Raw genomic sequence first — 22,471 nt, forward strand, 5'->3', positions numbered from 1 at the left:
CTACTTCGCGGCCGGCACGACGATCACCGGCGGGATGCCGGCGGCCTGGACGGCCCGGTCGAAGGCGGCGAGCTCGCCGGCCCAGACCTGGGTGAGCTCGGCCTGGAGGCCGGTCAGCACGGCCTTCTCCTGGTCGTAGTAGGCCAGGGCCGCGGGGCTGGGCGCGCCATCGCCTTCGCCGGCCATGCCGGCGAGGCCGATGAACTGGTGGTCCAGGGCCGGGGTGAAGTTCAGCACGTCCTGGTCGCTCTTGAGCTTGGGGTTCACCAGGCGGGCCTCCAGGGCGTCCAGGCGGTCCGTGAGGGCCTTGGCGGGGGCCTTCAGGTCCCCGGCTTTCCCCAGCTTCTCCGCGCGGTCCAGCAGGCCCTGGACCTGGGCCTTCACGTCGCGGATCTGCAGGACGGACTGGTGGACCTCGGTCACCCGGTCGCGGACGGCCTTGAGGAAGTCCGCCTGGGCCTTCAGCTCGGCCCCGCTGGCCGCGACGCCGGGCCTCGGCAGCACCTGCAGGTCGCGGCTCACGGTGCCGCCGCGGTAGGAGACGCGCAGGGTGTAGGTGCCGGGCGCCACCTCGGGGCCGCGGGTATCTCCCCAGACGATGGCCTTGGGCAGCAGGTGGGGGCGGAACATGCGGAGGTCCCAGGCCACGCGGTTGAAGCCGGCGTGCAGCTTCAGGGGCTTCTCGGCATCAGGCTCGGGCTTCTCGGGCTTGCGGCTGCTGAAGCGGCGGAGCACCTCGGTGCCGCTGAGCACGTCGAGGGTGAGGGGATCCTTGTCGTCCGGCGCCTCCTTCAGCCAGAGGTCCAGGATGGCCCCCGTGGGCGGGTTCTGGCCGAGGGCGCGGGGCTTCGCGTCGTCCTCCATCCACCAGGCCTGGCCGTAGTCGGCGCGCACCGCGGGCCGGGGCTGGAACACGTGCAGCGGCTCGGCGGCGACCTCCGGCTTCCACTGGCGCAGGCTGTCCAGGTCGTCGAGGATCCAGAAGGACCGGCCCTGGGTGGCCACGATGAGATCGCCCTGATGAACGGCGAGGTCGGTGACGGGCACCACGGGGAGGTTGCGCTGGAAGGGCTGCCAGGAGGCGCCGTCGTCGAAGGAGAGGTAGAGGCCGGTCTCCGTGCCCGCGAAGAGCAGGCCGCGCCGGCGTTCGTCGGCCCGGACCACGCGGGTGAAGGCGCCCACGGGGATCCCCGTGTCGATGCGGGTCCAGCTCTTCCCGAAGTCGTTCGTGCGGAAGAGGTAGGGCTTCAGGTCGTCCAGCTTGTAGGCCGTGGCCGCCACGTAGGCCGTTCCGGCCTCGAAGGGCGAGGGGTCGATGCTGTTGATCTGGAGGTTCGCCGGCAGCCCCTTGGGGGTGATGTCGGTCCAGGTCCTGCCGCCGTCCCGGGTGAGGTGGATCAGGCCGTCGTCGCTGCCGGCCCAGAGGATGGCGGGGTCCTGCCGGCTCTCGGCCAGCGCGAAGATGGTGCCGAAGACTTCGACGCCGGTGTTGTCCTTGGTGATGGGGCCGCCGCTGGCGATCTGGGTGGCCTTGTCGTTGCGGGTGAGGTCGGGGCTGATCGCCTCCCAGGTCCGGCCCCGGTCGGCGCTGCGCAGGAGCACCTGGGCCGCGTGATAGAGCACGTGGGGTTCGAAGCGGCTGATGAGGATGGGCGCGTTCCACTGGAAGCGGTACTTCAGGTCCTTCGGGGCCATGCCGATGGCCAGCTGCGGCCAGGCCATGACCATGCGGGTCTCGCCGGTGCGGTGGTCATTCCGCGTGATCTGGCCGCCGTACTCGCCGGCGAAGACCACGTCGGGATCCTTCGGCTCCGGGGCGATCCAGCCGCTCTCGCCGCCGCCCACGGCGTGCCAGTCGGCCTGGGAGACGCCGCCCCGGCCCTCGGCCCGGCTCCTGATGGCCACGGAGGTGTTGTCCTGCTGGCAGCCGTAGATCCAGTAGGGATTCCGCGTGTCCACGGCCACCCGGTAGAACTGGGCGGTGGGCTGGTTCAGGAGGGTGCTCCAGGACTCGCCGCCGTTGACCGTCACCGTGGCGCCGCCGTCGTTGCCCTCGATCATGCGGCGGGGGTCCTCGGGGGCGATCCAGAGGTCGTGGTTGTCGCCGTGGGGCGTGGGGATGGCCGTGAAGGTGCGGCCGCCATCCTGGGAGCGCATGAAGGCCACGTTCAGGGCGTAGACGGTGTCGGCGTTCTTCGGATCGGCGTAGATGCGGGAGTAGTACCAGGCCCGCTGGCGGAGCTTGTTCTCGTCGTTGACGCGGGTCCACGTGGCCCCACCGTCGTCGCTGCGGAAGAGGCCGCCCTTTCCGGCCTCGACGATGGCCCAGACGCGGTCCGGACGGGCCGGGGAGACGGCGAGGCCGATGCGGCCCAGGATGCCCGTGGGCAGGCCACCCTCCAGGCGCTTCCAGGTGTCGCCGCCGTCCGTGGACTTGAAGACGCCGCTGCCCGGGCCGCCGCTCTCCAGGGTCCAGGGCTTTCGGCCCACCTGCCAGAACCCGGCGTAGAGGATGCGGGGGTTCGTGGGGTCCATGCACAAATCAGAAGCACCTGTCTTGTCATCGACATACAAAACTTTCTTCCAGGTCTTTCCGCCATCCAGGGTGCGGAAGATGCCCCGGTCCTCGTTGGGCCCCCAGACGTGGCCCAGGGCCGCCACGTAGGCGATGTCGGGGTTCGTGGGATGCACCCGGACCCGGGTGATCTGCTGGGTGTCGTACAGGCCCAGGTGGGTCCAGGTCCGCCCGGCGTCCGTGGAGCGGTACACGCCGTCCCCCCGGCTGACGTTGCCGCGGATGGTGTCCTCGCCCATGCCCACGTAGATCACGTTGGGATCGCCGTCGCAGAGGCCGATGGCGCCCACGGAGCCGGTCCGGAAATAGCCGTCCGAGAGGTTCCGCCAGCTGGCGCCGCCGTCCTCGGTGCGCCAGAGGCCGCCCCCGGTGGCGCCCATGTAGTAGCGCTGCGGCTGTCCGGGCACACCGGCCACCGCGCCCACGCGCCCGCCGCGGAAGGGGCCCAGGTTGCGGAACTTCAGGCCCGCGAAGGGCTCGGGCCGGGGCGCGGGCGGGGCCGCGGCGGCGGTCAGCGCCAGGCCGACGGCGAAAGGGAGGAGGAATCGGCGCAGGCGACCCATGGTGGCTCCGGGGAGGGGGAGAAAAAGTATCGTAATACGAAGGTGGTTCGGGTGCTCCCCGCCTCGCCGGGATTATCGGCGTATGGCAATATGCTGAAGAATTCATCCTAATCTGGTGTATTCCAATATTTAACCTGTCAAGAGACTTGGCCGTAGGTTGGGGGAGACCCGTGCGGTCCAGCTGCCCCAAGGAGGCTTTTCATGCGTCATCGGTGGTTCCTGCCAGCTGTCCTGGCAGCCCTTTCCCTTCCCGCCGCGGCCCAGACCCGCGACCAGGCGAAGGCCTTCGTGAAACAGGCCGTGGATTTCGCCAAGAAGAATCCCCGCGAGGCCTTCCTCGAGGAAGTGACCTCCGGCAAGGGGCGCTTCCATTTCACGGCCGGGAAGAACAACGACCTGTACATCTTCGTCTACGACCTGGAGGGCAAGGTGCTTGCCCACGGCGTGCGCCGCGAGCTGGTGGGCATCGTCCGGTGGAACGCCAAGGACCCGGACGGCAAGGCCTGGATCCAGGACTGGACCCGGCTGGTGAAGGAGAAGGGGAGCGGCTGGATCGAGTACAAGGAGCTGAACCCCGCCCAGGGCAACAAGGTCATGAAGAAGGCCTCGTGGGTGGAGCTCTACAACGGCATGATCATCGGCGCCGGCGTCTACGAGTAGCCGAGGGTCGTGCCCTGGGTCATGGACCGGGCCTGCCTGCGGGAGGATGCTGAAGCCATCTCTCCCGCAGGAGGCCCCATGAAGACGTTCCGGATCGCGGTCATCCCCGGCGACGGGATCGGCAAGGAGGTGGTGCCGGAGGGCATCCGGGTGCTGGAGGCCGCCGGCCGGAAGTTCGGGCTGACCTTCCAGTGGGACCTGCTCCCGTGGAGCTGCGAGTACTTCCTGGCTGAGGGCCGCATGATGCCCGAGGACGGCCTGGACCGCATCCGGCACCACGACGCCATCTTCCTGGGAGCCGTGGGGTTTCCGGGCGTGCCTGACCACGTCTCGCTCTGGGGCCTGCTGATCCCCATCCGGCGGGGGTTCCAGCAGTATGCCAACGTGCGCCCCGTGCGCCTCATGCCCGGCGTGAAGTGCCCCCTGGCCGACCGGAAGCCCGGCGACATCGACTTCGTGGTGGTGCGGGAGAACAACGAGGGCGAGTACTCCTCCATCGGCGGGCGCCTCTACGAGGGCACGGAATTCGAGATGGCCGTGCAGCAGAGCGTGTTCACCCGGCATGGCGTGGACCGGATCCTGAAGTACGCCTTCGACATGGCCCAGCGCCGTCCGAAGCAGCACCTGACCTCGGCCACCAAGTCCAACGGCATCGCCATCACCATGCCCTACTGGGACGAGCGGTTCAAAGCCATGGGCGCCGCCTACCCGGAAGTGCGCACCGACCAGTACCACATCGACATCCTCACGGCCCATTTCGTGCGCAACCCCCACTGGTTCGACGTCGTGGTGGGCTCCAACCTCTTCGGGGACATCCTCTCGGACCTGGGGCCGGGCTGCACGGGCACCATCGCCATCGCGCCCAGCGCGAACCTGAACCCGGAACGGGAATTCCCCTCCATGTTCGAGCCCGTCCACGGCTCCGCGCCGGACATCTTCGGCAAGGGCATCGCCAACCCCGTGGGCCAGATCTGGGCCGGAGCCATGATGCTGGAGCACCTCGGCTGTCCCGAAGCTGGACAGGCGGTCCTGGCGGCCATCGAGACCGTGCTGGCCTCGGGACCCCGCACGCCGGACATGGGCGGCACGGCCTCGACAGAAGACGTGGGGAAGGCCATCGCCCAGGGGGTGTAACCTGGAGGTTCCCCCGGAGCCTTCATGCCCGTTCCCACTTTCGGTGGCCCGCGCCGTCCCTCGCTGCCCTACCGGAAGCCCCAGCAAGGCCGTGACTACTGGATCGTGGACGACATCCTGCCCAATGCGCAGGAGGTGGTGGCGCGGAGCCTGGCCCGCACGGAGTGGGAATTGGGCCTGCCCTACCGGAACGAGACCTGGCCCGGCATGCGGTCCCCCGGGGCCCTGCTCCCGGAGGAGTTGGCCGCCGTGGAGGCCCGGGTCCGCGCCCTCACGGGGGCCCGGCGGCTGTGGAAGGAGACGGACCCCCAGGGTGCCACCCTCAACCACAACGTGATCCAGCTGGTGTCGGCCTCCGAGTCCGGGCCGCGACCCCACACCGATTCGCGGGCGCTCTGCCGCTTCGCCGCGGTCATCTACCTCTCGCCGAAGGCGCCTGCCAGCGCGGGCACCACCTTCTACCGGCTGCGCTACCCGGACGGGACGCTGAGCGGCAACCTCTGTCCCGCCCCCCACGTCAACCTGCGGGACGCCCTGGGCGTGGGCAAGCTCCCCCTCCAGGCCTGGCAGCCGGAAGTGGCCATCCCCAACGTCTTCAACCGCATGCTGCTCTACCGCGCCGACCTGGTCCACTCCGCCACCGCCTACTTCGGCACCGAGCCCAAGGACCGCCGCATGACCGCGGTGTTCTTCTGGATGGCGGTGTAGCCGCCAGGCGAGTGGCCCGGGTTGGTCTCAGATATCCGCTTCGCCTTCCAGGTAGAAGACGCAGGCGCCCTCCAGTTCCACGCGATCACCGGCCAGGCGGCACGTGATCTCTCCGCCGCGCTGGGAGGCCTGGAAGGCCCGGAGGGTTGCCCGACCCAGCCGCCCGGCCCAATAGGGCGCCAAGGCGCAGTGGGCACCGCCGGTTACGGGATCCTCAGGGATGCCCTTCGCCGGGGCGAAGTAGCGGCTGATGAAGTCGTAGTCGCCTTCCCCCGGCGCGGTCACGATCACCCCGCTGCGGTCCAGGCGGGCGATCGCGGCAAGATCGGGAACAAGGCCGCGCACGATCTGCGCGTTCTCCAGCAGGGCGAGGTAGTTGAAGGTGTCGGCGACAACCTCGAGGGGATCCGCCCCCAGCGCTTCGGCCATGCCCGGGGGCACGGGGACAGGCTCGGGGCGCCGGGCCGGGAAGTCCATCAGGTAGCCGGTGTCGGTGCGATCCACCGCCAGGGGACCGCTGGCGGTGTGGAAGATGACCCGGCGACGCCCGGGCTCCAGACGTTCCATGACCACCGCTGCGCTGGCCAACGTGGCGTGGCCGCAGAGGGGAACCTCGACGGTGGGGGTGAACCAGCGAAGCCGGTAGTCGCGGCCTTCGGGGACCAGGAAGGCCGTCTCGGCGAGATTGTTCTCGGCGGCGATGGCCTGCAGTACCGAGTCCGCGGGGAAGTCGGCCAGCAGCATGACCGCCGCGGGATTCCCCGCGAACCTGCGGGTGGTGAAGGCGTCGACCTGGAACAGGGGCGTGGGCATGGGGGACAGCCTCTTGAAGGCCGCAGCCTGGCGGAGGACCTGGTTACTTCTTCGCCTTCTGGAGGCGGTCCACGAGCTTCTGGTCGATGAAGCCGGTGATCTCGGCCAGCTTCGCCGTGGACTGCTCCAGCAGCCCGGCGCACTGGGCCTGCATGTCGGCCACGTAGGCGGAGTCGGTGATGTCCTTGAGGTTGATGATGACGTTCCAGATGCCGCCGCGTACGCCGGCATGGGCCATCTGGGCGCCCACGGCCGCGTCGGTGATGGAGGCCACCTTGCCCAGACGGGCGGCCTCGCCGGCCAGCTCCAGGGCGGCCAGGCTGGCCTTGGCCGTGGCCAGGGGCACGTCGATGGCGATCTTCAGGCCGGCCTGCATGGCGGCCTGGCGGCGGACCTTCTCGTCGGGCGAGCCGTCCGGCAGGCGGCGGGCGTCCATGAAGGCGTTGAAGGCGTTGGTGTCGTCGTCCACGGCCGCCATCAGCTGGTCCTTGAGGACTTGGGCCCGCTCGGCCAGGGCGATGAGCTTCGCATCCTTCTCCGCATCGGGACCGCCCTGGGCCAGGTTGGCCACCATGCTGGCCAGGGCCGCGCCCAGGCTGCCCGCCAGGGCCGCGATGGAGCCGCCGCCGGGGGCCGGCGTGTCGCGGCTGACCTCGTCGGCGAAGGCGTGGACCTGCATGGAGACGAGGGCTTTCGGATCGTAGGTGGGCAGGCCCAGGACCTTCTTCTCCGCCTCGAAGGGCGCCACGTCCCCGAGGCCCATGGAGAACACGGCGGACTGGATGAGGTCCGCGGCCGGCACGCCCGTGGACTTGCCCATGGCCCGGAGGTAGTGCTTCCCCGAAGCCAGCAGGCACTGGTAGGGCACCAGGCCCACGATCTCGCTGCCGGTGACCACCAGCCCGCGTTCGGCCGCGAGGCGGCGGGCCTCCTCCAGCACCACGTGGGGCGCGGTCTGCTTGTAGTCCGTGAGGTTGATGCTGATCTGGGCGCGGCGGTAGGTGTCCACGTACCAGCCGATGGCTTTGCAGTGGCTGAAGGTGCCTCGGCGCCGGACCTTCTGGCCCACGGGATTCGCGGGATCCACGTCGTTCAGGCGCATGAGGGCCGGCAGGTCGTAGCCGTGGGCGGCGGCGCAGTGGTCCACCGTCTCCTGGAAGGTGGCGCCGGTGAAGTCGCAGTTGCCGCAGGGGAAGGAGCCCTCGGCGTAGAAGATCAGCTCGCCCGCCTGGTAGTAGGGCTTCACGCGGCCCCGCCGGGCCACGCGGCCCTTCTCGCGCAGCTCGAAGGCGATGTCCGTGGCGTGGGCCTTGTCGTTCGAGTTCAAGGTCACGTTGTAGGCCACCAGGAACTCCCGGGCGCCGATGATGGTCGCCCCGGCCTGGGCGTGGAAGGCTGCCGGGCCGAAATCGGGCTTCCACTCGGGGTTCCCGAGCTTCTTCTCCAGGCCCTCGTATTCACCGCGGCGCACCTCGGCCAGGTTGCGGCGCTCGGGGCGGCTGGCGGCGGCTTCGTAGAGGTAGACGGGGATGCCCAGCTCCTCCCCGACCCTCGCGCCCAGGCGGCGGGCCAGTTCCGCGCAGTCCTCCATGGTGACGCCCTCGACGGGCACGAAGGGCACCACGTCCGTGGCGCCCATGCGGGGGTGGGCGCCCTTGTGCAGGCGCATGTCGATGACCTTCGCGGCCTCGGCGATGCAGCGGAAGGCGCCCTCCAGGACGGCCTCGGGCTCGCCCACGAAGGTGATGACCGTGCGGTTCGTGTCGGCACCGGGATCGACGTCAAGCAGCGACACGCCGGGGACAGCGGCGATGGCCTCCGTCACCTGCCTGATCTTCGCGGCATCCCGGCCCTCCGAGATGTTCGGCACGCACTCCACCAGCTTCCGGGCCATGATCCCTCCATGCCCGGAAAGTCTAGCCGATCCGCGGCGGGCCTCCGGTCACACCCGGAAGGTGTCGGGCCGCCAGACCTGGATGCGCTTCTTAATGCCCTCGTCGTTCAGCTGTTCTGCCAGGGCCTCCCGGACCCGGTCGGCCAGTTCGGCATCCGAGGCGAAGCGGAGGCCCACGCATTGACGGACCGTCAACTCCGCGATCCGGGCCTTCAGGTCCGAAGGGAGCAGCCGTTCCATGCGGAGCTGCTCCTCCTGGCGGATGAGCCGGTCCTGCACCTTGAGGGCATAGCCGCGCACGAGGAGGGTCAGCAGCACCAGGGCGACGCCCACCAGCATCACCCAGGCGTTGATCAGGCTGGGCGCTCTGTACAGGTGCCGGATGGCAGCCCCCGCGGTCACCAGGAAGAACGGCAGCAGGACGAAGTGGAAGAGGGGGTCGAAACGGCGGTGGTTCGCGTAGGTCTGGGGCTGGGACATGGACGGCTCCTGGGCGGGGAGGCCGAGTATGGCAGTGGGCGCGGCCTGTTCCAAGCGGAGGGGATCGCCTATCGTCGGGGATGGAGGGCTCCCCGATGGGCGTCGGTTTCCTGATTCGCGAGGCGAGGCACGACGAGTTCGACGAGCTGGGGCGCCTGATGGTGGCGGTGTATGCGGGCCTGGTGGGCTTTCCGGGCCCGGAGGAGCAGCCGAGGTACTACGACCTGCTGACCCACATCGGCCGGATGGCGGAGAAGCCGGGCGCGAAGCTCCTGGTGGCCGTCGCGGAAGGCAGGATCCTGGGCGGCGTGGTCCACTTCTCCGACATGGCCCAGTACGGTTCCGGGGGCAGCGCGACCGGGGAACGGGATGCCTCCGGCTTCCGGCTGCTCGCGGTGGGCCCCGACGCCCGGGGCATGGGCGTCGGCAAGGCCCTGGTCCAGCGGTGCATCGATTTCGCGAAGGAGGAGGGGCACGGCCAGGTCATCCTCCACAGCACCGAGGCCATGAAGGTCGCCTGGGGCATGTACGAAAGGCTGGGCTTCGAGCGCTCGCCGGACCTGGACTTCCTGCAGGGGGAACTGCCGGTCTTCGGGTTCCGCCTGCGGATCTAGCGGGTCAATCCAGCCCGCCCCGGCGGTTCCGCTTGCGCTCGGCATCGCGCTTCTTGCCCTCCAGGCGGCGCTCCTTGGAGGCCCGGGTGGGGCGGGTGGCGGTCCGCTTCCGGGGCCGCACGAGGGCCTGCCGGATGCCCACGGCGGCCTTCTCGCGGGCGTCCTCGAGGTTCTTGAGCTGATCGCGGGTGAGGTCGCTGACGACGATCCAGAGGCCCTCGGCGTCCAGACGGTTCCGCTGGGCCTCCCGCAGGCGGGCGAGGGCGTCCTCCGGCAGGCCCTCGATGCGGTCCAGGTCGATGCGCAGCTCCACTTTCGAAGCCACCTTGTTCACGTTCTGCCCGCCGGGGCCCCCGGCCCGCACCGCCTTGAATCGGATGGCGTCGCCGGGGATGCGGACCTGCTCGTTGACGAGGATGGGATCGGCCATCCCCTGAGGCTAGCGCATGGCCTCCATGGGGGACAGCCGGGAGGCCCGGAGGGCAGGGTAGAGCCCGAAGACCAGGGCCAGGCCGAGGGCCACGATCCAGGCCAGGACGAGGCCGAAGGGATTCACCACCAGCCCGTAGGGGAAGCTGGCGGAGAGGGCCCGGCACAGCAGGGCCCCCGTGACCGTCCCCAGCAGCGAGCCGATGGCGGCCAGCACGAGCGCCTCCAGCAGGAACTGGATGAGGATCTCGTGGTCAGAGGCCCCCAGGGCCTTGCGCAGGCCGATCTCGAAGCGGCGGTCGCTGAAGCTGATGAGCATCACGGAGAGCACGCCCACGCCGCCCACCAGGAGCACGGTGCCGGCGAGGCTCATGAGCACCACGGTCCATCCGTGCATCTGCTGGAGGAAGTTCTGGTAGGCCCGGGCGGCCTCGGCGTCGAGGTCCACGATCTCCACATCCTCGATGCCGTGATGGGCCTGCCGCGTGCGTCCCAGGAGCATGGCGGAGACTTCGCCCATGTCGCCGGTGCGGCGGAGCTTCACGGTCAGCTGGGCCAGCTTGTGGGCGGGATCCATGCGGTCCATGTAGGTCTCCAGGGGGATCAGGAGGCCGTTGGCGTCGTAGTAGTTCTCGTCGTTGAAGATCTGGCCGGGGGCCTGGACGCCCACGATGCGGAAGGGCACGCCCTCCACCACCAGGTCGCGGCCCACGGGGTCGGCTCCGCCGAAGAGCTTGGAACCCAGGGTCGCCCCCACCACCGCCACGGTGGACCGCCGCCGCGCATCGTCCTCCGTGAGGCCGCGGCCCAGGCCAATGGGCCGGTTCATCCAGGCGGCGTAGCCCGGCGTCACCCCGATCACCCAGGTGCGCTCCGTGTCGCCCGTGATGCGCACGCTGACCTGCTTCTGGGCGCGGGGGAGGAAGGCCAGCACCCTGGCGTTGGGGGTGGTGAGTCGGCCCAGGTCCTCGTAGCGCAGGCCGGGGCTCATGGCGAAACGGGCCCGCTCCTCCGAGGTCTCCGGCGACTTCGGGGCGATGCGGACGGTGCCGTCCCAGCTCATGCCCGCGAAGCCGGTGCCGATCTTGTCCATGACGCCGTCCAGCACGGACGTCATCACCACCAGGGCGAAGACCCCCAACATCAGGAGGGTCAGGGTGAGGATGCTCCGGAGCTTGTGGGCCCAGAGCTCCACGAGGCCTGTGCGGACGACTTCCAGGACCATGGCCATGGAGAATCCCCGAGACCTCGGGCGGGGCGCCGGGGATTCCCGGTCGAGGAGCGAAGGGCCCGGGGCCCGGAGGACGGCTTCGTCACTCATAGCGCAGGGCCTCCTCGCGACCATGCGGGTCGCACAGCAGGCGACTTGATGTCGCCTTCGGCGCGGGGCCCCGCAGGGGGCGAATCACGCAGGAAGGGGAGAGGAGGCTATTCATAACGCAGGGCCTCCATCGGAGACAGCCGGCTGGCCTTCCAGGCGGGGTAGAGGGCGAACAGGAAGCCGGAGAGGGAGGCCATGACGTAGGCCCAGATGAAACTCGCGGGCGTCATGGCCAGGGGGACGCCGAGGCTCCGGGTGATGGTCCAGGAGAAGCCCACGCCGAGCACCAGCCCGGCCAGGGCGCCAAGGGCCGTGAGCAGCAGGGCCTCCGTCATGAAGCCCTTGAAGATCTCCCGCCCGGAGGCGCCGAGGGCCATCTTCACCCCCACTTCGCGGACGCGCTCCTTGAGGGAGGCCATCTGGATGTTCACGTTGACGATGCCCCCGCCCACCAGGGCGAGCACCCCGGAAAGCAGGAAGATCAGGTCGTAGACGTCCCCCTGGCTGTTCTGCCGGCGGATCCGGGCCTGGACGTCGTCCAGCCGGAAGTCGTCCTGGAGGCGGTGGTTGGCCGTGACCACATCCTGGAGCTGCTTCGAGAAGGCGGCCATCACCTTCAGGTCGGGGATGCGGAAGGTGATCCGGTCCACCCTGCGGTAGGCGTCGCCGTTCATGCGCCGCTGCACCAGGTTCGCCGGGACCGCGATGATGCGGTTGCGCCAGCGGAAGATGTTGCGCTGGTCCTCCCGGAAGCGGAAGACCCGCTCCTGGAAGGTGCCGATGACGGTCACGGGCACCTCGCCGATGCGCAGGACCTGCCCCAGGGGTGAGCCGGAGGGGAAGAAGGTGGCTGCGGCCTCCGTGCCGAGGATCGCCACCGGCGCGCCAGCCTCCAGCTCCGAGGCGGAGAAGCCCCGGCCGGCCTCCACCGCATAGCCGTTCGCGGGGATGAAGTCCCCACCGATGCCCGTGACGGGCCGGTCCTGGTCCGCGAAGCCGGACACCACCCGGGAGCGGGCGTTCTTCTGGCTGCTCACGCCCTGGATGGCATCGGGCCTGAGGGCGTCCCCGTCCGTCGCATCCTCGTCCCGGAGGCCCAGGTTGGCCTGCTGGAGGGCTGTGGCCTGGCCGTCCCGCACGGTGGCCCGGGGCTGGACGTTCAGCTTGTCCAGGCCGCCCAGGCGCACGTAGAGCTGTTCGGCCCGCTGGCGCTGGCTGTCGGAGATGGAGAAGCCGCCCAGCACGGAAGCCACGCCCAGGAGCACGCCGAGGGCCTGCAGGCTGGCGCGCCCGAGGTTCTCCCGGATCTCCATCCAGGCCTCGAGCAGCCGCTCGCGGAAGGCGCCCGAGGAAGTCATCGACCCACCCCGATGTGATGCGCAGCCGGATGGGCGCCCGGCTGCGCAGAGGACGTCGGGTCCTCTGCTACGCCACCCATCACGACTTTGCCGTCCCTGATCTCCACCCGTCGCTCGGCCTGGGCGGCGATGGAGGGGTCGTGGGTCACCAGCAGCAGCGTGTGGCCCTGGGCGTGGAGCTCCCGGAAGAGGTCCAGCACCTCGGCCCCGGTGCGGGAGTCGAGGGCGCCCGTGGGCTCGTCGGCCAGGAGGAGGGCCGGCTCGTTGGCCAGGGCGCGGGCCACGGCCACGCGCTGCTTCTGGCCTCCGGAGAGGGCGGCGGGCAGCTTGTCGGCCTTGTCGGCGATGCCCACCTTCTCCAGCAGGGCCAGGGCCCGCTCCCGGCGCTCCCTCCGGCCCAGGCCGGCGTAGAGCATGGGCAGCTCGACGTTTCGGAGGATGCTGGCCTTGGGGAGGAGGTTGTAGCTCTGGAACACGAAGCCGATCTTCCCGTTCCGGATCCGCGCCAGTTCGCCCCCGGAGAGGCCGTGGACCGCATGGCCGTCCAGCTCGTAGGTGCCCGCGGTGGGAGCGTCCAGGCAGCCGAGGATGGCCATCAGGGTGGACTTGCCGGAACCCGAGGGCCCGATGAGGGCCACGAACTCGCCTTTCTCCACGGCGAAGTCGATGCCCCGCAGCGCGTGCACGGCGGTCCCGTTCGCGCCGTAGACCTTGGTGAGGCCCTGGGTCCGGATGATGGTGGACATGGTGGCTCCCTCCGCTCGCCAGTCCTCAGTCCTGAGCCTTCAGTCTCCGGTGGAAGCCGGAATGCGGGTGGTTCCACTGAGGACTGAAGACTGAAGACTGAAGCTTGATCAATTGTTCTCGTCGTCCTTCTCGACCTTCTTCCGGCTGGGATCCTCGAGGCAGACCTGCTCGCCGGGCTTGAGGCCGGAGAGGACCTCCACGCGCTCGAGGGTGGCGATGCCGGCCCTCACGGGCACGACGTCGAAGTAGTCCTTCCAGTGGTCGGAGAGCCAGATGAACTTGGCGCGGCCGCTGAGGCCTTCCCTGGCCCGGGCCAGCTCCTGGGGCGTGAGCTTCTCCCGGAGCCGGTAGACCACCGTCTGCCCGTCGCGGCGCTGCAGGGCCTCCAGGGGCACGCTGACGGCCTTGTCGCGCTTCTCGCCCAGGATCTCCACGTTGGCGCTCATGCCCGTGCGGAAGGCGTCCGCCAGCTCATCCAGGGCCACCTCCACCTTGAAGACCTTGATCTTCTCCACGAGGTCCGCCGCCGGGGCCACGAAACGGACCCGGCCGGTGAAGGCCTTCTGGGGATAGGCGTCCAGGCTGATGCGGACGGGCTGGCCCACCTTCACCTTGGCGATGTCCACTTCGTTGAGGTTCACCTTCACGATGAGCGACTTGAGGTCGGCGACGGTGAACACGACGGTGCCGGCGTTGAAGCTGCTCACGCCGGAAGTGATGGTGTCCCCCAGCTCCACGCCCTTCTTGATGACGACGCCATCCATGGGCGCCGTGATGCGGGCCAGCTGGGTGGAGGCATTCCCGCTGATGGGGATCCCCCGGTCCTCCACAATCTGGTATCGGGTCTGGGCCGCCTTGTAGGTCTCCTCGGCCAGGTCGCGGGTGGTCTTCGCGTTGCGGTAGGCCTGGTCCGAGATGAGGCCGGCCTTGAACAGCTCGCTCTGCTGGGTGAAGTCGCGTTCGGCGTTCCTGAAGCTGACGCGGGCCTGGGACACGCTGCCCTGCACGTCGGAGAGCGTCTGGGCCTGGTTCACGTCGGGTTCCACTTCGGCGAGGACCTCGCCCCGGCGGACCACGGCACCCTCGCGGACCTTGAGGCCCACGATGCGCCCCGAGACCGTGGACTTCACGTCCACCTTGGTCAGGGGATCCACCACGCCCACCTCGCGGACGCTCACCTGCAGGTCCTCCGCCTGCACCTTGCCCAGGCGGAAGGGGGTGCTGGCCTCGGATCGCTTCCCGGATCCGTCCCCTCCCCGGAGGACGAAGAACATGCCGGCCGCCAGGGCGACCGCGCCCACGGAGACGAACATCCAACGCTTCTGCATGGGAGACCCCTGAATGGAAAAGAAACCGGATCGGCCGGATGGACTGATGAACCTACGGACGACAACATGGCGCCGTTTAGAGGCATCGCTGGCGGGTTTCCGGCCTGTGGCGGGACTGGACCGGCGAAGGCCGCGCCCGGACCGGGGAATGGGCCCCCGGCTGTGGCTTTCCGCCACCCGGATGTGTCAACTTTCCACGCGCGGCGCCTTCAACCTTTTTCGCGATCCCGAGGGGGCCTGACCCGCGGGAGATTGGCATGGGCCCCGCATGGGGGGCAGCGGGACGATTCCCCTTCCGCGGCAGAGCCGCCCAGGAGACAGACATGCTCACCACCCCGAAGCGCGTGGCCCTACTCGTGGCCGTTGGCCTCATCGGCGCCTCCCTCATGGCCCAGGCCCCCGTGCCTCCCCCGCCCACCGGCCAGCAGGTCGAGCGCCGCGGGGAGCGCCAGGAGGCGAAGGGGGAGCGCCAGGAGCGCCGCGGCGCCCGGAACGACCGCCAGGGCGAGCGCAAGGAGCGCCAGGGCGCCCGCATGGAGAAGCGCGGCGAGGCCCTCGAGGCCCAGGGCAAGACCAAGGCCGGCGAGTCCCTGGAGAAGCGGGGGGAGCGCCGGGAGGCCGTCGGATCGGCCCAGGAGCGCAAGGGCGAGCGGCAGGAGCGCCGGGGCGCCCGCAACGAACGGAAGGGTGAGCGCAAGGAACGCCGTGGCGAGCGCATGGAGAACCACGGGAAGTGACGGCCTGACGATCATCCGGGCAGATGTCAGGGGACGGAATCGTCCCCTGCTTTTTTTGCCGGGAGGCGTCAACCGCGCCCTCCAGGGCCCCTCTCTTGGGGCGGATCCGGAGCGTTCCGGATCCCCACAGGAGGGAGGCCACCATGACACGCCATCGTTGGCCGCTGGGACTCGCCGCTGCGCTGCTGGTGGCAGGGCTGGCCCAGGGCTCCACGCCTTCGCAGGACCGGGACCGCACCCGCGACCTGACGAAGGATCAGCTGCAGGACAAGGACAAGCTCCGCGACCGGGACAAGGACCAGCTCCGCGACAAGGACAAGCTGCAGGACAAGGACAAGCTCCGGGACAAGACGGGGGCTTCGACCCAGGCCAAGGAACAGAGCCAGACGAAGACCCAGGCCAGGGAGCAGGCCCAGACTCAGACGAAGACCCAGGCCCGTGAGCGCACCCAGACCCGGGACAAGCTCCAGGCCCAGACGCAGCAACGACAGGAATCCAGGACCCGGGACCGGGCCCGGGCGGATTCCGGCCGCCGGGGCGGGCGCTGATTCATGCCGGCTCCGTACCCAGAGCGGCCCCCGGGGGTTTCCCCCGGGGGCCGCTCCCTTGTCCGAAGGGTCAGCGCACCGTTTCGCGGGCGATCATCAGCTCCTCGTTGGTGGGCACCACCGTCACGGTCACCCGCGAGTCCGGGGTGCTGATGATGCGCTCTCCGGTGCCGTGCTCGTTCGCCTCGGGATCGAGCTTCACGCCGAGGAAGCCGAGCTTGCTGCAGACCTTGGCGCGGACGTAGGTGCTGTGGGTGCCGATCCCGGCGGTGAAGGTGATGGCGTCCACCCCGTCCAGGACGGTCGCGTAGGACCCGATGAACTTGCGCACGTCGTAGGTCAGGAGGTCCCGGGCCAGCCGGGCGCGGTCATTGCCCTTGTCCGCGGCGAGCTCGATCTCCCGGAAATCCGAGGAGACCCCGGAGATGCCCAGCAGGCCCGACTTCTTGTTGAGCAGGTCGGTGATGGCGGTGTAGTCGAGGTGCTCGTATTCCATCAGCATCTCGACCACGCTGGGATCGATGGTCCCGCAGCGGGTGCCCATGATGACGCCCTGCAGCGGGGTCATGCCCATGCTGGTGTCCACGCTCTTGCCGTTGTTCACGGCGCAGATGCTGGTGCCGTTGCCGATGTGGCAGGTGATGATCTTCAGCGACCGGAGGGGACGGCAGAGCAGGATGGCCGTGCGGGCGGCGACGAAGGCGTGGCTGGTGCCGTGGAAGCCGTAGCGGCGGATGCCGTACTTCTGGCTCAGCTCGTAGGGGATGCCATAGGTCCGGGCGTGGTCGGGGATGTTGTGGTGGAACGCCGTGTCGAACACCGCCACGTGGGGCACGTCCGGGAAGGCGGCCATGGCCGTGCGGATCCCCAGGGCATTCGCGGGATTGTGCAGCGGGGCGTACATCGCGAAGGTCTCGACGTCCCTGACCACTTCCTCGGTGACCAGCACCGAGTCCCCGTACTTGGGGCCGCCGTGCACCACCCGGTGTCCCACGGCATGGATGGGGGTCTCGTGCAGGACGGTGGTCTTCAGGCGCTCCAGGATGGCCTCCAGGGCCTCCCGGTGGGACGGGATGGGCAGGCTCTCCCGGTGACGCTCGCCCTCGATGGTGCAGGCGAGGTTGGCCTCGGGGAGGCCGATGCGCTCGACCATGCCCTCGGCCAGGGAAAGTTCCTTCCCCATGTCGAACAGGTTGAACTTGAGGCTCGATGAGCCGGCATTGAGCACGAGAACAAGCACGGAGTCCCCCACGGTGGAGCCAGTCTAGACAGCTTGGTACGTGACCGGCGTTTCATTGTGGATGGTGCCATCGTGTTCCAGGCCCATCCGGGTCCCGGCGGTCAGGGACGGGCGAAGACGCCGTCCTCGAGGGTCGAGGGATCCGGCCAGGGGGCGGCCAGGGCCCGTTCGCCCGCGGCGGCCAGGTCCGCGACCAGCCGCTCATGGAGACCCGGATCCGGGGACCAGCGGCGCTGGGCCATCCAGGCCTCGAAGCGGGGCAGAGGGTCCTTCTCTCGCCAGGTCTCCAGGAGGGCGGGGTCCACGTAGCGCTGGTCGTCGTGCTCGGCGTGCCCGGAGAGGCGGAAGGTCTCGCACACCAGGAACACGGGACCCTTGCCGTCGAGGCAGACCTGCCGGGCCTGGGCGGCGGCGGCGTAGACCGCGGCGGCATCATTGCCGTCCACCGTGAGGGTGAAGGCACCCTGGGCCCGGGCGGACATCCGGCCGGCCATCTGGCGCTCCGGCGGCGTCGAGAAGGCGAAGCCGTTGGCCTCGCCCACCACGATGAGGGGCAGCCGCTGGACCACGGCAAAGTTCAGCCCCTCATAGAAGGCTCCGGTGGAGCTGCCGCCGTCTCCGATCCAGGTCATGGCCACCCGGCGCTCACCCCGCTGGCGGAAGGACAGGGCCACCCCGGCCATGACGGGGATCAGGGCGCCCAGCATGGAGGTGGTGGCGACGATGCCCCGCTCGATGCCCCCGAAGTGGTTGTTGTGGTCCCGGCCTCCGGTGGGGCTGGTGGCCCGACCCAGGTACTGGAGGAAGACCTCCTCGGGCCGGACGCCCCGCACGAGCATGGAGCCCAGGTTGCGAATGAGGGGGGCGACCATGTCCTCGGGGCCCAGGGCCAGGGCCGTGGCGCAGGCGGTGGCCTCCTGGCCGAGGCTGCGGTACACGCTGCCGAGGGTCTTCCCCTGGCGGAACAGCTTCACCAGCCGCTCCTCCGTCAGCCGCGTCAGCAGCATGGCCTCGTGCAGGCGCAGGGCGGTCGATTGATCCATGGGAAGGATCATTCCCCACGGACGGGGGCGGGGGCAACCGGAAAGGGGGTCGGGGTGCCGGTCAGGCGGTCACGTCGAGGCGGCCGCCCACTTCGGAGCCTTCCGCCGCGGGGTTCCTGGCCTCGCGCTGGGCCTCCCGCGCCGGCTCACGGGTCTCCTCCGCGCGCGGGGCTGGCTTCTGCGCCGTCGCGGCGGGTTTCACCGGTGGAATGTAGGCCGCATTCGACGTCGGCTGGATCGTGGCCACGGGCCCTCCTGCGGCGGGATGCACATCCCCACAGCCATCCTATCGGCCCCCCTGGGCCCCGACATGAGTGGTCCTGAACGGATGCCATTGAGAACCCGGGGGTTGGCTGATAAACCCTCGCGGAACCAGGGTGATCCAGGGTTGAATGGACCCATGCTCACGCTCCGGCCCGCCAGTCCCATCGATGCGCCCCTGATCCTCCAGTACATCCGGGAACTGGCGGAGTACGAGCGGGAGCCGGAAGCGGCCGTGGCCACCCTGGAGGACCTCCACCGGCATGCCTTCTCGGACCATCCCCTCGTGCACGTGGTGATGGCCGAGTGGGACGGCCAGCCCGCCGGCTTCGCCCTCTGGTTCCTGAACTTCAGCACCTGGGAGGGGAAGCCCGGCATCTACCTCGAGGATCTCTTCGTGCGGCCCGCGTTCCGCGGCCGCGGCATCGGCAAGGCCCTGCTGAAGCACCTCGCGGCCCTGGCCCTGAAGGAGGGCTGGACCCGGTTCGTCTGGCAGGTGCTGGACTGGAACACGCCGGCCATCGAGTTCTACGAGGCCCACGGCGCGCAGGTGATGCGACCCTGGCTGACCTGCCGCGTGGAGGGAGAGGCGCTCCGGCGGCTCGCCCAGGACGCATGATCCCGCCCCGGCTCCTCCGCCTGCAGGCCGCCCTGGGGCCGGATGCGCAGCTGGCCCTGGTGGGCGGCGCGGTGCGGGACGAGCTGCTGGGGAGACCCCATGCGGACTGGGATCTCGCCACCGCCCTGCTGCCGGAGGCGGTCATGGCCAGGGCCCGGACGGCGGGACTCCGGGTGATCCCCACCGGCCTTCAGCACGGCACCGTCACCGTGATCCTGGATGACGAGCCTGTGGAGATCACCACCTTCCGGAGCGACGGTGACTACCTGGACGGCCGGCGGCCCGAGTCGGTGCGCCTGGGCGTGAGCCTGGCGGAGGACCTGGCCCGGCGGGATTTCACCATCAATGCCATGGCCCAGCCCCTGGACGGCAGCGGGCTGGTGGACCCCCACGGCGGCCAGGCGGACCTGCGGGAGGGGGTCATCCGCGCCGTGGGGGATCCCCTCCGGCGATTCGCCGAGGATGGACTCCGCCCCCTGCGGGCCTGCCGTTTCGCCGCCCAGCTGGGGTTCCGCATCGAGGCGGCCACCCTGGCAGCCATCCCGGCCCGCCTCGGGGTGGCTCGGAAGGTGGCCGTGGAGCGGGTCCTCGTGGAGCTGACCAAGCTGCTCACCGGGAACCACCCGGGGACCGGCCTGGAGCACCTCTGCGGGAGCGGCCTGCTGGAGCTCTGGCTGCCCGAGCTGGGCCCCATGAAGGGCTGCGGGCAGAACCGCCACCACCGCTTCGAGGTGTGGGACCACACCCTGGAGGTGGTGCGCCTCGCCCCGCCCGATCCGGCGCTGCGTTGGGCGGCCCTGCTCCACGATGCGGGCAAGCCGGGGACGCGGACGGAGGCGGGCGGGGAGGTCCACTTCTACGGGCACGAGGACCGCTCCCTGGAACTTGCGGGCGCCATTCTCGGCCGCCTGAAGGCCGGACACGCGTTGACGAAGGAGGTGCTGGCCCTGGTCCGGCACCATGGGGTGCATCCGGAGCCCGGCTGGGGCGACGCGGCCTGCCGGCGGCTCCTCAAGCGGCTGGCGGAGGACGGGCTGGCCCTCGACCGCTGGGCGGCCTTCCGTCTGGCGGACCAGCAGGCGAAGGGCATCGACGATCCCGAACGCGAACCGCGCCACGCGGCGGTGGTGGCGCGACTGGAGGCCCTGGCGGCGGCCCGCCCCCCCCTTGCGGCCCGGGATCTGGCCCTGGACGGGGCGGCCCTGATGGCGCTGGCGGGCCGGACGGGCGGGCCCTGGCTGGGCGCCCTGCAGGCCCAATTGCTCGAGGCGGTGCTGGAGGATCCGGCGCTGAACACCCCGGATCGGCTGGAGCCCCTCGCCCGCGGATGGCTTGCTAGCCCCGCTGGAGCAGCACCACCGCCTGGGCGGCGAGGCCCTCGCCCCGGCCCGTGAAGCCCAGCTTCTCCGTGGTGGTGGCCTTCACGTTGAGGGCCTCCTCGGGAAGGCCGAGCAGGGGCGCGACGCGCTGGCGCATCCGCTCGCGGTGCGGCCCCACCTTCGGCCGCTCACCGATGAGGCAGACGTCCGCATTGACCACGCGCCAGCCGCGCTCGGCCAGGTCGCCCATGACGCGGGCCAGCAGGACGGCGGAATCGGCGCCCCGGTAGGCCGGATCCGTGTCCGGGAAGTGCTGGCCGATGTCGCCGAGCCCCGCGGCTCCCAGCAGGGCGTCCATGAGGGCGTGGAGCATCACATCCGCGTCGCTGTGTCCGGCCAGGCCCCGGTCGTGGGGGATGTCGCAGCCCATGAGCACCAGCCGGCGGCCCTCCTCGGGGGCGGAAAACCGGTGCACATCGAAGCCCTGGCCGACCCGGAAGGCGATCATGGGGACTCCGGGTCCAGGGCACGGTGCTTGCCGGTGGACTCGTCCACGGCCGTCCGGCCGCCGCCCTCGTGGTCGGGCAGGACGATGAGGATGTCGGTGCCCTTGCCCTCCTCGCTCATGAACTCCAGGGTGCCGCCGTGCTCCTCGATGATCTTCTTCACCGTGGCCATGCCGAGGCCGGTGCCCTTCTTCTTCCCATGGCTGAAGAAGGGCTCGAAGATCCGCTTCTGGAGGCGCTTGGGGATGCCCTTGCCGTTGTCCCGGACGGAGATCTGGACGCCGCTGGTGACCCGGTTCCAGGAGACGAGCACCTCGCCGGACATGTCCGTCATGGCGTCGAGGGCGTTGGTGAGCAGGTTCTCGACGACCCGGGTGAAGCGAGCGGGATCCAGCGCGACCCGGCAGGGGCCGCCCTCGGCCCGGAGGGACACCCCCAGCTCCGCGGCCCGGGGCACCATGGGCTCCAGGATGGCCTCCAGGAAGGGCTTGAGGTCCATGGCGACCCGGTGGGGCTCCCGGACCTTGGCGTAGTCCAGGACATCCTGGCTGAGGTGGGTGAGCCGGTCCACGCACTCCAGGATCTTCTGGCAGTGGTGGCGGATCTTGTGGTCGTTGGTGGACAGCCCCAGCAGGTCGGCATGGCCCCGCAGCACGAACAGGCCGTTCTTGAAGTCGTGGACGATGGAGCTGGACACCTGGCCCACCGTGGCCAGCACCTGGCTGCGGAGGTTCTCCTCCGAGAGCCGGGTGCGCTCGATGGCGATGGCGCAGAGGGCGACGATGGCCTCGAAGGTCTCCCGGTCCGGGGGCTCGATGATGGGCCGGCGGCTGTCGAGGTAGACCACGCCGATGCGGCGCCCCTGCAGGACCAGGGGCAGGCAGAGGATGGTCTTGAGCTCCAGGCGCATGATGGACTGCTGGTTGGAGAGGTGGTGGTCGTCGGCGACATTGAGGATCCAGATGGGATCCCCGGTCTCGAAGACCGACCGGACGCTGGAGAGCGAGAGGTGGATGGCGCCCTCGAGCTCATGGCCCAGGTTGCGCTGGACCCGGGTCTGCAGCTCGCCGTCCTCGAGGAGCATGAGGAAGCCCCGGTCCGTGCCGGAGATGGCCAGCAGGCGATCCAGGGACTGTTCCAGCAGGTCCTCCAGGTCCACCTCCTGGGCCAGGAGCTGGGCGGTCTCCAGGATGGCCTGGAGGTGCAGTTCCGAGCTGGTCTGGGAGGTGCTCAGGAGGGTGAGGGTGTAGGCCCCGTCCGCCAGGCGGAGCGGGGTGTCGGGCTCCCAGGCCACCCGGCCCAGCTGCTTGTCCTTGTAGAAGCTGCCGTGGGTGGTCTGCAGGTCCTCGGCCCACCAGGTGTCGTCCCGCAGCTCCAGCCGCAGGTGGTTGCGGCTGATCATGCTGTCGGAGAGCACCACGTCGCAGAGGCTCTGGCGCCCCAGGGTCACCGAGCGGGTGAGCGGCACCGTCCGCTCGAAGCCGTGGCGGTCTCGGATCAGGAGCTGATAGCGCTGGATCACGGGGCGTGCCGGAGAAGGTGCTGAGGGGAGGATCGGCCTGGACAGGGGATGG

22 protein-coding genes are annotated in these 22,471 nt (G+C 70.0%); 8 read left to right on the plus strand and 14 right to left on the minus strand.

The window, feature by feature from the left end; translation table 11 throughout:
- A complete protein-coding gene (locus tag QSJ33_RS01625) occupies positions 1–3,138 on the minus strand; it encodes a WD40/YVTN/BNR-like repeat-containing protein (RefSeq protein ID WP_285722390.1) in 3,138 nt (1,045 codons plus the stop codon).
- A gap of 201 nt (positions 3,139–3,339) precedes the next feature.
- Between QSJ33_RS01625 and QSJ33_RS01630 the strand changes: the two genes are divergently transcribed.
- The 3 genes from QSJ33_RS01630 (at position 3,340) to QSJ33_RS01640 (ending at position 5,640) form a co-directional block, all read left to right on the plus strand.
- Entirely contained in the window at positions 3,340–3,798 is a 459-nt protein-coding gene (locus tag QSJ33_RS01630) for a cache domain-containing protein (RefSeq protein ID WP_285722391.1), read from the plus strand.
- A gap of 78 nt (positions 3,799–3,876) precedes the next feature.
- Positions 3,877–4,932 (plus strand): tartrate dehydrogenase, encoded by a 1,056-nt coding sequence (locus QSJ33_RS01635; protein ID WP_285722392.1) that lies wholly within the window; start codon positions 3,877–3,879, stop codon positions 4,930–4,932.
- Between the two features lie 24 nt (positions 4,933–4,956).
- Positions 4,957–5,640, plus strand: coding sequence for a DUF6445 family protein (locus QSJ33_RS01640; RefSeq protein WP_285722394.1), 684 nt, complete (start codon positions 4,957–4,959; stop codon positions 5,638–5,640).
- A gap of 27 nt (positions 5,641–5,667) precedes the next feature.
- On the opposite strand, the gene QSJ33_RS01645 is transcribed toward QSJ33_RS01640, so the two are convergent.
- Genes QSJ33_RS01645 through QSJ33_RS01655 form a run of 3 tightly spaced genes read right to left on the minus strand, consistent with a single transcriptional unit; the run spans position 5,668 to position 8,827 of the window.
- On the minus strand, positions 5,668–6,453 hold the full coding sequence (locus tag QSJ33_RS01645) for a PhzF family phenazine biosynthesis protein (protein WP_285722396.1): 786 nt from the start codon (positions 6,451–6,453) through the stop codon (positions 5,668–5,670).
- Positions 6,454–6,496: 43 nt separating this feature from the next.
- A complete protein-coding gene (gene ftcD, locus QSJ33_RS01650) occupies positions 6,497–8,347 on the minus strand; it encodes a glutamate formimidoyltransferase (protein WP_285722398.1) in 1,851 nt (616 codons plus the stop codon).
- A 48-nt stretch (positions 8,348–8,395) separates the two neighbouring features.
- Positions 8,396–8,827 carry a DUF6526 family protein gene (locus tag QSJ33_RS01655; protein ID WP_285722399.1) on the minus strand — a complete coding sequence of 144 codons (432 nt, stop codon included), beginning with the start codon at positions 8,825–8,827 and terminating at the stop codon, positions 8,396–8,398.
- 95 nt (positions 8,828–8,922) lie between these two features.
- On the opposite strand from QSJ33_RS01655, the gene QSJ33_RS01660 reads away from it, so the two are divergent.
- Complete coding sequence (locus QSJ33_RS01660) at positions 8,923–9,441, plus strand: GNAT family N-acetyltransferase (RefSeq protein ID WP_285722400.1); 519 nt, start codon at positions 8,923–8,925, stop codon at positions 9,439–9,441.
- 4 nt (positions 9,442–9,445) lie between these two features.
- On the opposite strand, the gene arfB is transcribed toward QSJ33_RS01660, so the two are convergent.
- The 5 genes from arfB to QSJ33_RS01685 all read right to left on the minus strand — a co-directional run bounded on the left by arfB (position 9,446) and on the right by QSJ33_RS01685 (position 14,624).
- Complete coding sequence (gene arfB / locus QSJ33_RS01665) at positions 9,446–9,871, minus strand: alternative ribosome rescue aminoacyl-tRNA hydrolase ArfB (RefSeq protein ID WP_285722401.1); 426 nt, start codon at positions 9,869–9,871, stop codon at positions 9,446–9,448.
- Positions 9,872–9,880: 9 nt separating this feature from the next.
- Positions 9,881–11,101 carry an ABC transporter permease gene (locus tag QSJ33_RS01670; RefSeq protein WP_285722402.1) on the minus strand — a complete coding sequence of 407 codons (1,221 nt, stop codon included), beginning with the start codon at positions 11,099–11,101 and terminating at the stop codon, positions 9,881–9,883.
- 197 nt (positions 11,102–11,298) lie between these two features.
- A complete protein-coding gene (locus QSJ33_RS01675; RefSeq protein ID WP_285722403.1) occupies positions 11,299–12,549 on the minus strand; it encodes an ABC transporter permease in 1,251 nt (416 codons plus the stop codon).
- Complete coding sequence (locus tag QSJ33_RS01680) at positions 12,546–13,295, minus strand: ABC transporter ATP-binding protein (RefSeq protein WP_285722404.1); 750 nt, start codon at positions 13,293–13,295, stop codon at positions 12,546–12,548. Before QSJ33_RS01680 ends, QSJ33_RS01675 begins: the two co-directional genes overlap by 4 nt.
- A 108-nt stretch (positions 13,296–13,403) precedes the next feature.
- Positions 13,404–14,624, minus strand: coding sequence for an efflux RND transporter periplasmic adaptor subunit (locus tag QSJ33_RS01685; protein ID WP_285722406.1), 1,221 nt, complete (start codon positions 14,622–14,624; stop codon positions 13,404–13,406).
- Between the two features lie 323 nt (positions 14,625–14,947).
- Here QSJ33_RS01685 and QSJ33_RS01690 point away from each other — a divergent pair, with 323 nt between their 5' ends.
- Both QSJ33_RS01690 and QSJ33_RS01695 read left to right on the plus strand, forming a co-directional pair.
- A complete protein-coding gene (locus tag QSJ33_RS01690; RefSeq protein WP_285722407.1) occupies positions 14,948–15,361 on the plus strand; it encodes a hypothetical protein in 414 nt (137 codons plus the stop codon).
- A gap of 143 nt (positions 15,362–15,504) precedes the next feature.
- A complete protein-coding gene (locus QSJ33_RS01695) occupies positions 15,505–15,909 on the plus strand; it encodes a hypothetical protein (protein ID WP_285722408.1) in 405 nt (134 codons plus the stop codon).
- A gap of 70 nt (positions 15,910–15,979) precedes the next feature.
- Here QSJ33_RS01695 and QSJ33_RS01700 read toward each other — a convergent pair whose 3' ends face one another.
- From QSJ33_RS01700 to QSJ33_RS01710, 3 genes are all read right to left on the minus strand, one after another.
- Positions 15,980–17,149 carry an acetate/propionate family kinase gene (locus tag QSJ33_RS01700; protein WP_285722410.1) on the minus strand — a complete coding sequence of 390 codons (1,170 nt, stop codon included), beginning with the start codon at positions 17,147–17,149 and terminating at the stop codon, positions 15,980–15,982.
- A 101-nt stretch (positions 17,150–17,250) separates the two neighbouring features.
- Positions 17,251–18,192: a thiamine pyrophosphate-dependent dehydrogenase E1 component subunit alpha gene (locus QSJ33_RS01705; protein ID WP_285722411.1), complete on the minus strand. Its 942-nt coding sequence runs from the start codon at positions 18,190–18,192 to the stop codon at positions 17,251–17,253.
- 61 nt (positions 18,193–18,253) lie between these two features.
- A complete protein-coding gene (locus QSJ33_RS01710) occupies positions 18,254–18,439 on the minus strand; it encodes a hypothetical protein (protein WP_285722413.1) in 186 nt (61 codons plus the stop codon).
- Between the two features lie 153 nt (positions 18,440–18,592).
- Between QSJ33_RS01710 and QSJ33_RS01715 the strand changes: the two genes are divergently transcribed.
- Together QSJ33_RS01715 and QSJ33_RS01720 are read left to right on the plus strand one after the other, a co-directional pair.
- Entirely contained in the window at positions 18,593–19,072 is a 480-nt protein-coding gene (locus QSJ33_RS01715) for a GNAT family N-acetyltransferase (RefSeq protein WP_285722414.1), read from the plus strand.
- Positions 19,069–20,466, plus strand: a complete 1,398-nt coding sequence (locus QSJ33_RS01720) for a CCA tRNA nucleotidyltransferase (RefSeq protein WP_285722416.1) — start codon at positions 19,069–19,071, stop codon at positions 20,464–20,466. Before QSJ33_RS01715 ends, QSJ33_RS01720 begins: the two co-directional genes overlap by 4 nt.
- Here QSJ33_RS01720 and ispF read toward each other — a convergent pair.
- On the minus strand, positions 20,408–20,899 hold the full coding sequence (ispF, locus tag QSJ33_RS01725) for a 2-C-methyl-D-erythritol 2,4-cyclodiphosphate synthase (RefSeq protein WP_285722418.1): 492 nt from the start codon (positions 20,897–20,899) through the stop codon (positions 20,408–20,410). The two genes, QSJ33_RS01720 and ispF, sit on opposite strands and share 59 nt — an antisense overlap.
- Positions 20,896–22,419, minus strand: a complete 1,524-nt coding sequence (locus QSJ33_RS01730) for an ATP-binding protein (RefSeq protein WP_285722419.1) — start codon at positions 22,417–22,419, stop codon at positions 20,896–20,898. Before QSJ33_RS01730 ends, ispF begins: the two co-directional genes overlap by 4 nt.
- Positions 22,420–22,471 lie beyond the last annotated feature (52 nt).

This window comes from Geothrix rubra (genome assembly GCF_030268065.1).
Taxonomy (GTDB): domain Bacteria; phylum Acidobacteriota; class Holophagae; order Holophagales; family Holophagaceae; genus Geothrix; species Geothrix rubra.